Consider the following 12433-nt stretch of genomic DNA (forward strand, 5'->3'; position numbering starts at 1 on the left):
CTGCAGGGGGAACCGGTGATGAATCACTCTGACGCCATGGATTCTGCCGGCGCGAAAGCCGCCGGCTCGGATTTCAAGCGTGCGTTGGGCCATCTCGCCGCGCCCGCCGTGATCTCCGCTGCCCGCGTCGTCACCCCCTTAACCTCGCGGGGCGTTCAAATCGCCTGGTTTGATGTCTGGAACTCGACCCTCGACCAAGCCTTGGACGTCCTGCCGGCCATTCCCGGCTGTGAACATGACCTCTATCGTGAACTCACCCAGCCCACGAGCGTCCGGAAGCGCCACGCCCTGGCGACGGAGAACGGCCAGCCGACCGCGCTCATCTCCCTTCGCCGCCGCCGCCGCTACTGGGAGCCCGTCGCCTATCAATCGCTTTCCGGCGTAATCGCGCCCGCGTCCTCTCCCGCCGCTCTTGGTCGGGCGCTACACGCCCTGGGTGTCGAGGTCCGGGTCGAGGCGGGGCTCGACAAGAGCGTCGTGGATCTAAATCCGCGATCCTACTGGTCCCCCGACAACTACCGCGTCGACCTGCAGGGCGACTATGAGGGACTCTGGAGCCGCAATCACCGCAGCAATGTGCGCAGGGCCCGCAAACGTTGCGACGAGTTCATGCGGCTTCGCATTGACGAGGTGAGCGACCTGGAATGGTGCTGCGCCCAGTGGGGACGCATTTGGGAAGGCGCCCATTCCGAGGAGACCGTCGCCGCGGAGGATCGCCTGCGGTTCTGGCGCGCCTTCCTAAAACAGCAGAGCGCCGACAGTCCGACCCAGTTCCACACCTTGCACCTCCTCGACGGCGATCGGCCCACAGCCGGCTTTGTCATGATGTGCCAGGACGGCGTCGCGCTCGGCCAATGCATCGTCCGCGACCCTGAATACGACCACTTTTGGGTCGGTGTCCGCATGATGGACGCCTCGATCAAATGGGCGGCAAGCGCTGGGCTTCGCCACTTCGATCTCGGCTCCGGGCAAGACTACAAGCAGAGTTGGGGTCAGCCCGTGGCCGGGCGTTATGGTGCGATCTTCCGCCCACTTGCGGTCAGCGCGCTCTATCGGTTCGGACTTCTGTGACGACGCAGCGACATTAGCCGATTGAGCAAACGGATCGAGCTCTGCATTGCTGAGGACGACCGACCCGCCCCCAGTGCTAGCCCAGAAGCCAAGCAGGACTTCACCGGGTGCCACAAAGCCGGGGAAAACGGCTCTGAGAGGTGTTACTTCGAAGGTCCTGATATTACCATCGTTCCAGCCGGCAACGCCACCCAGGGAGCCGGTGAGGCCCGATGGTCAGACAAGTTGCACCCAACAGGCTGTCGGGCCGCTTGCGCGGATTCCGCTCCCGGCCAAATGAGCGCGTCCGGCCCGAAGTCTGCGGGTAGCGGCAACCGCCGCCGGACCTGACCGGCAGGATCCACTTCGCGCCCGGTGACAACGATTATGTGCTATTGATTATATAAGAAGAATTCATCCAAACGAATAATGAAGGAGTAGAGGCGAAGCGTGACTGGTATCAGGCGTACTCCGAATAAACGGCAAATGTGGGACCTGCAGGCCATATTGCCAGCTAATCCAGGCTGACGCAGATTTATGCCCGATCTTACTTGCTAGGCTTAAGAAACACGCAAAAGCTTGCCTAAGCGGAGCGGCAGGTTTGGAGTGGTTTGTAGCTCGGCGCAACTCTCTTTCCATCGCTGCAGCTATTCACCAATGGGAATTCCGTTGCGGCCAGTCCAGCGCTCGAGCGCGCTTTACCAAAGCGAGGGTTCCAAAGGCTAAGGCGCCCGGCGCTCAACTCTTGATGTATTCGCCGTCGAATCCAGCGAACTTCGCCAGACCGCGGTAATCGAGCAGGCGGACATGGCCCTGCCGGAATTCGAGAAACTTCCGCTCGCGAAGTTCCCGCAGCATTCGATTGACGTGGATCGGAGTAAGGCCAAGGGCGTCAGCGAGGTCGTATTGGGTGAGCGGGCAGTCGAAGCCGTTGCGGTCAACTGCGCCTACTCGTTGCAGACGCGCTGTCAGCTCGAGCAGCAAATGTGCTGTCCGCTCTAATGCGTTGCGTCGTCCTGCGCTGGCAAGGTGCTGAGCCATAACCGCCCCATTGCGCAAGAGGGCTCCAACGATGAACGCGAACAGACGAGGCGATTTCATAGCGGCAAGCGTCAATGTCTTGGTGGGTGCCACCAGCAATGAAAGTTCAGTTTGAGCTACGAATGTCCCAATAGAGCCGCTTCCAGGTGATTGAGACAGAACGACATCGCCAGTCAGGGCAAAATCGAGAATTTGTCGCTGCCCGTCCGGAAGCTCATGGGAAATGCACCCCCAACCCGACTCGACGACGTAAATACGATCATTGTCGTCACCTTGGCTGAAGATTACCGCGTCGACTAGATACCGCTTCGCGGCGAAGCCGAGGGTCTTGATCAGAGCGGCGTCGTCATCGTTAAGTCCAACGTATGACAAACTGTGCTCATCTCCTCTCGAAAAAAAACGTGAAGCCTGTGTCATCCGTAACCCTACCCAATTCCTATGTACCCTCCTGAAACTCATCATACATATTAAATTTTAGCTTATGAGCGTTCTTTCAGATCTCGCCAAAGGAAGGTGCCACGACATCAATGTCCTGTCGAAACCTGGATCGGAATAGGCCACGGGTCGATTGATGCCGCCTAGAGCTTGTATTATCTATGACTTACTCCTCTTAAAATTCTCCCTCATTGACTCAACGATCTCACTGGCAACGAGACAGCTCCGATTGTCCGCCTGGTCGGCGGCATTGCGCAACGTCAGGGACGCATCCCGCAGCAGGCCCCTGATCTGCGCCGGAGATAACAACTCCGATGCTTCAAGTTCCAAGAGGACCGATTCACTCACATGCAGCGCTGCAAGCGCAACTACCCGAGGTCTTGTTGCAAGCAGCTTCAAGAGATCACCACTGCGCCTGTCCCGCGATTTCTTTTTTGCCATCGTCGCCCTTCAGCTGCCCGGACAAAAAGCTTCTACTTCCCACACTTTGATAAGTTTACGCCGCCAGAAGCCGGGAGACCCTCGTGTTTGTGGGCGCGGCCTCTGCTTAAGGTACCGCAGTTTGCCATGGTGACACAGAGGCAAGAAGATACCGAATTAGCGGTACCTCCCACCGCATCAGCGCGAACGGTGAGAAGACTCCCTGTTTGGAGTAAGATCTGCCGCGTCGTCACGCGATGAGCAGTCGCTTTCTTCAACCATAATTCTGCTTCGCAACAAGGCTGTCGGCTTTCAGAGAAAGTCCCGGAAACGCCTGAACCTGCCCCTCAGTCTTGTCGAGATATTGCATCAATGCCGTCACCAAATGGTAGAAGATGCTGGCAGGAACCTCCGTCGCCAGCGACCGACCGCGCTCGTCGATCCTGTCCATCCACAGGCCAAGCGGCGCGGGATCGATATGCCATCTGAAAAGGCGCGCGACGCGAGCTTCGATCTCGGGTTTCAGATCAGGCCCACCGATGTTGTCCAACGCGATCGCCGCCTTGATGGCTTCGCATTGAGGCCAGCTGCGCGAGAGCCTGTCGAGAGGCATCCCTTGTCTCGAAACGGCCGCATAAGCCAGCCCTGTGGCTCGATTCAGTCCGCTGGCGACCGCCGACGAATAGAGTTTCCTCGCGTAAGCAGCCAGATCTTTCTGTCCGGTTGCCCGCGCGAAGTCGACGAGCAGGGAGGCCCATTCGAAATGGTGCCCAGGCTCGGTCCACTGTCCCTTGTCTCCGGGCAACGGCAGCCAGTCGGCATCGAAATATTCGCCGAGCGTCCAACTTTCCTGGTCGAAGAAATGGCTGCGGAATAGATCGATGATGCGAGCCGCTCGACGCAGATATGCGCGATCGCCGGTTGCGGCGTACCAGGCAAGGAATGATTCGAGCATGTGCATGTGTGGGTTCGAGGACCGAACCCCGTTCCAGCCTGGTGTCTCGAGGAAGCCATTTAAGCTCCCATCCTCAAGGTGCGAATCGATGAAATGAAATGTCTCCTCTGCAAGCTGAAGGGCAGGTTGGTGGCCGCAGCGATAGGCATGAGCAAGTGCCAGGAGCACGCAGGAATGGTCGTAGGCATCCTCCGCCGGATCGGCCACGCTTCCATTGGAATTGAGGGTGCGTACCCAGCCTCCACGATCTGTGCGGCCGTATTTTGCGATGAAGTCTATACCATGATCGATGAGCTTGTCGGCGGCCCCCGTCCAGCCACGTTCCTTGGCCACAGCGAAAGCATAGATCTGGCGAGCCATCGTGCGCATCCGCTTGGGTTTGCCCAATGGCCTGGCATCGAAACCGAGCGCTTCGTGGAAGCCGCCATGCGCGTTGTCGACGCCTGCGTCTGACCAAAGCGGAAGGGTCTCGTTGAAGAGCCAGTGCTCGACGCGCTTGCGCCATGATCCGCTGACAATGACCCGGTCTTCCGACGCTGTGAATTTCGTCTCGAGGCGCCCGCTCTTCTCAAGTTGCTCGACGACCTTCTTCACATTCTGACTATGGCTGACCGGGGCGATGAATATGGCGTCCGGCGTTGCGACCACCGCCACATCCTTCATTCCTATGACGGTGAGCAGCCGACCTTGGCTTCTGAGGTAGGAGTTGTCGCAGTCCATGGCGACGACATCGCCCATTACGACGTTGCCGTTTCCGTCCACGGGGCTGGCCTCCAGCAAGGATTGCCACGACCCAAGATCGTTCCAGCGGAACGAAGCCGTCACCATCGCGATGCCCCGCGCATGTTCCATGACTGCATAGTCGATCGATGTGGAGGGGACAGCCGAGTAGAAGCCTTGCGGCAGGTAAACGCCCGACACATCCACCTTGGCAGTGCTGAAGGCGCGTTCGGCGGTTTCCCAGATCTCCGGGTGAAACTCGAGCAAAGCCCTCCGCATCGTGTCGGCACGAAACAGAAAGATACCAGCATTCCAGTAAAACCTCCCCGACGACAGATATTTTTGCGCCGTCTCGATGTTCGGCTTTTCGACAAAGCGTGAGACCGCGGCTGCGCCGTCACCATTGGCCGCAACCTCAATGTATCCGTACCCGGTCTCTGGATGAGTGGGCTTGATGCCGAACACGACAATGCTTCCCGAGCCGGCGGCGGGCATACCCGCTTCAACGGTCTCCCAGAACTGCGTCTCGGTCGATATCTCATGGTCGGAGGGAACCACGAGCACAAGCGCTTCGTTGCCGTGCTCCGAAATCGTCTGCAGTGTCGCAATGGCGACCGCTGCGGCCGTATTGCGGCCCAGCGGTTCGAAAATTGGCTTTCCCCCGTTCAGACCGAGCGAACTAATGTCGGAGATGACGCGTTCGGCATGGCGTTCGGATGCTATCAGATAGATCGGCGTTTCGTTGTCCGGCCACGCCTTCAGGCGCCGAACCGTCTTCGCCAGCATAGAGCCATCCCCCGAGAGATCGTGGAATTGCTTAGGATTGTCTTCGCGCGAGAGCGGCCACAGCCGGGACCCGACCCCGCCGCTCATAACAAAACTTACGATCCGGTGTGCCATGCTTCAGTTCCTCTCAGAATGTCTGGTTGTAGGCTCCGACCTCTGGATTGCGGCGCAGGACGGCGTCGATCGCCTCGAACATCTGTCGACGTCGCTCCGACGAGACGGGGCTTTCGACGACGACGACAATTTCGGGCTTGTTCGACGAAGCCCTGACCAGACCCCAGGTGCCGTCTTGAGCCACGACACGCACCCCATTGACGGTAACCAGATCAACAAGCGGCTGCCCCGCAAACTCGGTCCCGTCCCCCTTCATTTTCATGAAGTCGCCCAGGACCTTGTCGACGACGCCATATTTGACTTCGTCGGGACAGTGGGGGGACATTGTTGGGGTGCCGAAGGTCACGGGCAGGGCGCGGTAGAGTTCGGCCAGCGTCCTTCCCGGATTACGGTCGAGCATCTCGCAGACAGCAATCGCCGTGATAAGGCCGTCATCATAGCCACGCCCGATCGGCGGGTTGAAGAAGAAGTGTCCCGATTTCTCGAAGCCGGCGATTGCGTTAAGCTCGGCTACCCGCCGCTTGATGTAGGAATGTCCCGTTTTCCAATAGTCCGTGCGCGCGCCGTTTCGCGCCAGAACTGGATCCGTCATGAAAAGCGCGGTTGATTTCACGTCCACGACAAAGGTGCATTGCGAATGCAGGCTGGAAATGTCTCGCGCCAGCATGACGCCGACCTTGTCAGCGAAGATCTCGGTGCCCTCATTGTCGACGACGCCACAGCGGTCGCCGTCGCCGTCGAAGCCGAGACCTAAATCGGCACCGGTCTCCAGAATCTTGTCCCGGATGGCATGCAGCATCTGCATGTCTTCGGGATTGGGGTTGTAATGCGGGAAGGTGTAATCGAGCTCCACGTCCAGTGGGATCACGTCACAGCCGATGGTCTTCAGCACCTGTGGCGCAAATGCGCCAGCCGTCCCGTTGCCGCAGGCCACGACCACGCGCGGCTTGCGTCGAGCCGTCCTTCCGGCAGTCAAGTCGTCGATGTATCTCTCACGAAATCCGGACACGAATTCGTAGCCGCCGCCACCGACAAGATCGAAGTCGCCGTTCAGTACGAGCGCTTTGAGGGCTGTCATCTGGTCAGGACCGAATGTTAGCGGTCTCTGTGCGCCCATTTTAACTCCGGTCCAGCCGTTCTCATTGTGGGAAGCCGTGACCATCGCAACAGACGGAGCGTTGAGTGCGAACTGGGCGAAATAGGCGGTCGGGGAAAGCGCCAGGCCGATGTCCTTGACATGTGCGCCAGCCGCCATCAGCCCTGAGACCAACGCCATCTTTATGGACATTGAATAACTGCGAAAGTCGTGACCCGTGACGATCTCCGGGCCGACCCCCATTCGGCGGATCAGAGTGGCGAGGCCCATTCCCAGTGCTTGGGCGCCCATCAAATTGAGCTCGGGCTCTTTCTCCGAGCCAGGGTGGCCGAACCACCACCGCGCATCATATTCCCGGAAGCCAGTGGCTTTGATGAGAGCATTGTTCTCGAACGCGAATGTGTTTGGCCTGGCTTGGGCGACTATCGTTAGGGTCACGGCTACCGCTCCGGGATTGCGCCAATATTCCTAGCATGGCCGCGAACCCCGGCCCCTTCATGAATTCGGGTAGCGCTACCCCGCGGCTCGTGCCGCTTCATCCAATAGGTGGTGCCGATCGATGATCGAAAGGATATCTCGTCCAGGCATGGCGGTCGCGTATCGTGGGGGTAGGCCCGCATCGGGCGCCAACATCAATTGTGGCTCTGTAGTGCCGCTGACATCATTCGGATTCTCCTTTCACAAGAACGTCGATGATAGGCGTTTCCAGGCTTTGGCGCGTGCGCTCGACCTCATTCAGCCGGAGATCGAAAGGGAATCGGAACGACTTCGCCAAGCTCGGAAACGAATGACAGATTGTGCCGCATTTTGCCTGGAGGCGACGGAAAACGGGGATAGGGGCGAACGTCTTTCAGCCAAACTGGTTATCCTCTCGCACGATCTTGCGGCAAACCAAGCACGAGAGTTGCTGCTGGAACAGCAGAAGTCATTTCTAGCCAAGATAAGGGCCGGTCTGCCGCGCATTCTTCATTCGCAAAGGATGTAGGTCTACGCCAATTGGCGGCGTTTACCTTCCCCCACGTCGGCGTAGTCTTTCTGCAAAAGCCGGGATCGCGGGCCCCGGCTCTTGTGAGAACATCGGGCGGACGCCATGAAGCTCTGTATCGGGCGGCGTGCACGAAGGACTCTCCCATGCCCGCCGGAGACGTTTGAATGAACCGCTTGTTCGCCAACCAATGGCCTTTGGCAACCAATCAGCAGGCCAATGTCGGACAGGAATTCATCGGCCTCTCGGACATAACCGGGTTTTTGAGACATTATGTCGGAACAATTACGGCCTGCCTTGCCGCGGCACTCTTGGTCGCATGGTTCTACGATTTGACCACCGATCCGGTTTTTACAGCCAGCGCCCAGATATTGATCGAACCGAAGCTACCGCAACATTTGCAGGAGGGCGGTGAAGTAAATCTGTCATTGGACACCGCACAGATTGAAAGTCAGATCGCAGTACTGCAATCTGAAAAGATTGCTTCGATGGTAATTGATCAGTTGAAATTGATTGAGGATACGAGTTTCAATCGCCCCGAGACACCGATGTTGCAGGAAAGATTCAGGAAACTCAAAGATATAATGGTGCAGGCTTTAGGGCTTGAGAAAAGCGCACGGCTGAACTCACTCTGGGGGCATATCGGCTTAGGCGCTCCGGAGTCGACCGCAAAGCTGACCGATTACCAGAAGTCCCGTCTGAGCATGCTGATTTTCCTCAGTGGCCTCGATGTGCGAAGGGTAGGTGTCTCCTACGCGATAGACATATCCTTCACCTCCGCCGATCCGGAGGGCGCCGCCAAGATTGCGAATGCAACGGCTGACGCCTTCGTGCATGAACAGATCGACACCAAGGCCGATTCGGCAAGAGAAGGTGGAGCATGGTTGGAAAAACGCCTTCAGCAGCTGCGCACCCAGATGAACGAGGCCATGGCAAGGGCGCAGGCATTTCGCTCTCGGCACGATTATAGCGTAGGAGGTGGTGCAAGTGCCGGTGGCGGCGTTAATTCTGAACCTACTCTCGAAGAACTCGAGGTAACTGCTGACACCTATCAGAAAATGTATGAGAGCTTTCTGCAGGCTTACACCAATTCGGTAAGCCAGCAATCCTACCCGGTTGCAGATGCAAGAGTGATCACTGCCGCGACGCCGCCGCTTTTTCCAAGCGCTCCAAAACCGAAGCTGGTGTTGGCCTTCGCTGGCGTCGCAGGGCTCGTTCTCGGCATTGGCCTTTCCTTCGCGCGGCATTCGTTCGACTGGACCATACGATTGCCACGTCATGTCCGCGATAATCTGGGAATAGAGTGCGTCGGAGAACTACCGCCCACGAGCAGGCGCAGGGAATTCGGAAACGTCGACGAAGTGACCAAGCATCCGTGGTCGCGATACAGCCAGAGCCTAAGGAAAGCGCGAACCGAAATCAGCTTGGCGGAAACGAACCATCCGGTGAAGTTTCTTGGACTAACCGCTGTTTCGAACAACAGTCAGAAGACTTCCGTAGTCAGCAACCTCGCCACGCTCTATTCGATGTCCGGTCTAAAAACGTTGGTGATTGACGCTGATGTTCGCAGATCGACGATTACCACAAGACTGATTGGCCACTCAAACGTCCAGAGCAACGAGTGCCTGGATCCCGCTCGACACAATATCATACGCGCTCTGGGGCGGCGGTTCGACGTTCTTTCAAGTTCCGTCGTGGATGCAAAGAACCTGCTCGTGCCAAGGAACATGCAGGTTTTCCTTTCTGAAGTTACTGCTGGGGACGCGGCAGGCTACGAGTTGGCCGCTTATGATATCGTCATCGTTGACCTGCCATCGCTTGAATCCGGGGCGGATGACCTGGTCGTTGGATCCGTGCTCGACGGTGTCGTGGTGGTTGCGGAGTGGGGAAAGACGCACGTCGACGCACTGCGGGAACTCGTGAGAACACTTCAGGCCTCCAGGACGCCTATACTTGGCGTGCTTCTCGCGAACGCGAGGGTAATGACGTCCAAGCACCGTCGGGTTGCCGCTAAGCAGAGCGCTTTCGGAAGCCGGCAAAGCGTGTAGAGCAATCATATGTGAGGATAGGGGGTAGCCCCTGGAGTATCGCGCTACCTCCTTTGCATTTCTTGCCGGCACGTTCCGTCCTTGGAAGACTGTCGAAGTTAATCAACGAGAAACAGCGACCGTCACATGACAAACGCCTTCGAAAAGCAGCACCAGGGTGAGGCGCTTTGGAGCCAACCCGTTGTGCCGGCCGCGATCGAAAGCAGGGCGATCCTGCATGTTGTTTCTGCGCGTGACTACGCCAGCACCGGAACGGTGTTGAATGAGCTGCCGGGTGTCCTCACCGGGAAGACGAACCCTCCGATTGGAGGCCTCCTCAAACGGATCATGGATCTGGCCATAGCCGGCGCAGCGCTCGTTTTGGCCGCGCCCGTCATGATTGTCGTCGGTCTGTTGATCAAGGTTACGGCCGGCGGTCCAGCCGTATTCTCGCATAGGCGAGTAGGCTTGGGTGGAAGCTCATTCAATTGCTATAAATTTCGCTCGATGGTCGCCAATTCGGACGAGGTTCTGAAGGCATATCTCGAGTCCAACGCCCACGCACGCAAGGAGTGGGAAGAGACCCACAAGATCAGGAACGATCCCCGCGTTACGCTTTTCGGGCGACTGCTGCGCAAGTCCAGCCTGGATGAGCTTCCCCAACTCATCAACATACTGCGCGGTGACATGAGTTGCGTGGGCCCAAGGCCGATCGTCGAGGACGAACTCAGGCGTTATGGCGAGCATCAGGCAGAGTACCTCGCAGCAAGGCCGGGGCTCACCGGTCTTTGGCAGGTGAGTGGAAGAAGCAGCATGGACTATAATAACCGCGTTGCGCTGGACAGCCACTATGTGCGGAACTGGTCGATCTGGCTTGATATCGTGATCTTGCTCAGGACCATCGTCGCGGTCATGCGGGTCGGCAGGGCCTCCTGAAACGTCGAACGATCACTTCTCGTTTCGATTGCAGTAGTGCGACAGAGACAAGCCTGCGAGGTAGGCGCAAGCCAAAAGAAATATCAAAACCAGAGATTTGCCACCAGTCACATGGCCCCACAGACCTAGGCTATTCCAGGCAAGGATTGCGATCAGAAGCACTGCAGTCGCTGCCAGCAGCGCGGCAGCCTTGAAGCGTAGACCCAGAAGTATCCCTGCCGCCGATACGGCCAGTATGCTTGTGAGCACCGATATCTCCAGTGGCACCCGCAGAAGGAGTTGGCTTTCCGCGGCGGGGAGTTCCGTCAGGGGCCGAGACCCACCGTGCGCCAACTGATAGGCGGCCTAGGAGTGCAAGGCAAGTGCTAGATACGGTGCTTCGGAATGCTGTTTGCGGTATTGCAAAGGGGTACTTGTAGAGCCACATATTTTTGGGTCGCAGCCCCATGCCTAACGCCCCAGCCATCCAACCCCACCTGCAACAGGTGGCGGTCCTGGTGAGCATCGACGGAGCCAGGATGCTGGCCTGGTTCGCGCCAAGCGGATCTGGTCAGTTCGTAGTTCCAACAGCAGTGGTGTCCGCCTGGACGCTTGCATCCGCTGCAGGCAAGCTGTCCAAGCCAGACTGCAGCAGGGGGATTTCGACCTTGATGGTATCGCCCGGCTCGACAAGGGTTGTCTCTTGGGCAGCAAGTTCTTCCGTGCCGGTGTCTTTCGGCCTCACAATGGTGAAGATCGGCTTGGCCCTCGCCGCACTCTGCCTTAGCGCCAGCAGAGCGGGCACAGCGACCTGCGTCTCGCTCAGCAACTGCACTGCGGTGTCGGATTTGCTGGTCACCTCGTTGAGCTGCTGCTGTGTTTCGCGCAAGCCCTCGGCGACCTCGCTGGAACGCTGATTGCTAAGGTTGAGTATTTCGATGTCTGTCTTGCTCATCTCCTGCCTGACACGCAGCATCGAGGTCTCGGCCGCTAATCTGTCGCTCTGCATCTGGGCGACAGTCCCCTCCAGCGCAAGTTCCCGTGGTGCTACCGCAAGGCCCTTCTGCACGAGATTCGAGACACCCGCGAGCTCCTTTTGGATGAGCTCGATCTGTTTGTCATGGAAAGTCAGCTGTTGCTCGAGCGAGGCCAGCTCCTGTTGCAGGAAGTCCTTGAGGTCTCGCAGTGAACGGAGCTGGGTCGCCAGTGCATCCTTTCGGATATCGAAAATCTTGCGTTCCTGGTTCATTGCAAGGGCAACGGTTTCGTTTGAAACCCTGTCCCTCAGTTCAGGGGGGAAAGCGATGTCGTCACTGCCGGTCAGCTCTGACTGCAACCGCGCTTTGCGTGCGAGCAGGCTGACATTGTTCAGAGCCAGCAGCCCGACATCGCCCCGGGCCGTGATGAACTCTCGTCCAAGCCGAGACACATCATCCTCGCGTATCGGCAACCCGCCGGCGACCCCAAGCGCCTGCAGCACTGTCAGGCCGGGCCTGTAGGGAAACTCTCCGGATTGCTTGACGTTGCCGACCACATAGAACGGCCTGTACTGGGCAATCTCCACGGCGACATCCGGCTGGCGGCCGAGTCCCATCTGCTGCATCAGCCGATCGCCTATGGCGCGGGCGAGAGTCCCAGGAGCGGTGCCCTCCGCGCGTATCTGCCCGACAAATGGCAGGAAGAGAGTTCCGTCGGCACCGACAGTGAAACTGTCGTTGAGAGCCGCCCACTCGAAGATCACATCACGCGATGCGCGCCATTCGTAGACTTTGAGCCTGACCTTGTCCTGCGGCCCAAGCAGGTACTCCGCGGCTGATGCCGGATACGGACAGACAGAGGCTGCCGCCAATGAAATCCCTGCCGCTGTTGAAAGCCATTTCCGCATTGTC

General features: G+C 58.3%; 8 protein-coding genes. 4 read left to right on the forward strand and 4 right to left on the reverse strand.

Features of this window, described 5'->3' with window-relative positions; genetic code table 11:
• The first annotated feature begins 18 nt into the window (after positions 1-18).
• On the forward strand, positions 19-1071 hold the full coding sequence (locus NKI32_RS24835) for a GNAT family N-acetyltransferase (RefSeq protein WP_353004030.1): 1053 nt from the start codon (positions 19-21) through the stop codon (positions 1069-1071).
• 717 nt (positions 1072-1788) lie between these two features.
• Here the strand turns inward: NKI32_RS24835 and NKI32_RS24840 are convergent.
• The 3 genes from NKI32_RS24840 to NKI32_RS24850 all read right to left on the reverse strand — a co-directional run bounded on the left by NKI32_RS24840 (position 1789) and on the right by NKI32_RS24850 (position 7055).
• Positions 1789-2508, reverse strand: a complete 720-nt coding sequence (locus tag NKI32_RS24840; RefSeq protein ID WP_023697353.1) for a Crp/Fnr family transcriptional regulator — start codon at positions 2506-2508, stop codon at positions 1789-1791.
• Between the two features lie 712 nt (positions 2509-3220).
• Positions 3221-5521, reverse strand: coding sequence for a mannose-1-phosphate guanylyltransferase/mannose-6-phosphate isomerase (locus NKI32_RS24845; RefSeq protein WP_353004033.1), 2301 nt, complete (start codon positions 5519-5521; stop codon positions 3221-3223).
• A gap of 13 nt (positions 5522-5534) precedes the next feature.
• Positions 5535-7055 carry a phosphomannomutase/phosphoglucomutase gene (locus NKI32_RS24850; protein ID WP_031199982.1) on the reverse strand — a complete coding sequence of 507 codons (1521 nt, stop codon included), beginning with the start codon at positions 7053-7055 and terminating at the stop codon, positions 5535-5537.
• A 121-nt stretch (positions 7056-7176) separates the two neighbouring features.
• Here NKI32_RS24850 and NKI32_RS24855 point away from each other — a divergent pair, with 121 nt between their 5' ends.
• The 3 genes from NKI32_RS24855 to NKI32_RS24865 all read left to right on the forward strand — a co-directional run bounded on the left by NKI32_RS24855 (position 7177) and on the right by NKI32_RS24865 (position 10565).
• Positions 7177-7602, forward strand: a complete 426-nt coding sequence (locus NKI32_RS24855) for a hypothetical protein (RefSeq protein WP_155923507.1) — start codon at positions 7177-7179, stop codon at positions 7600-7602.
• A 167-nt stretch (positions 7603-7769) separates the two neighbouring features.
• Entirely contained in the window at positions 7770-9650 is a 1881-nt protein-coding gene (locus tag NKI32_RS24860) for a GumC family protein (protein WP_353004036.1), read from the forward strand.
• A 126-nt stretch (positions 9651-9776) separates the two neighbouring features.
• Positions 9777-10565, forward strand: coding sequence for a sugar transferase (locus tag NKI32_RS24865; protein WP_023697347.1), 789 nt, complete (start codon positions 9777-9779; stop codon positions 10563-10565).
• Between the two features lie 550 nt (positions 10566-11115).
• On the opposite strand, the gene NKI32_RS24870 is transcribed toward NKI32_RS24865, so the two are convergent.
• Positions 11116-12429 (reverse strand): polysaccharide biosynthesis/export family protein, encoded by a 1314-nt coding sequence (locus tag NKI32_RS24870; protein WP_353004038.1) that lies wholly within the window; start codon positions 12427-12429, stop codon positions 11116-11118.
• Between the last annotated feature and the right edge of the window lie 4 nt (positions 12430-12433).

Origin of the sequence: Mesorhizobium sp. M0761 (genome assembly GCF_040320205.1) — a bacterium.
Classification (GTDB): Bacteria; Pseudomonadota; Alphaproteobacteria; order Rhizobiales; family Rhizobiaceae; genus Mesorhizobium.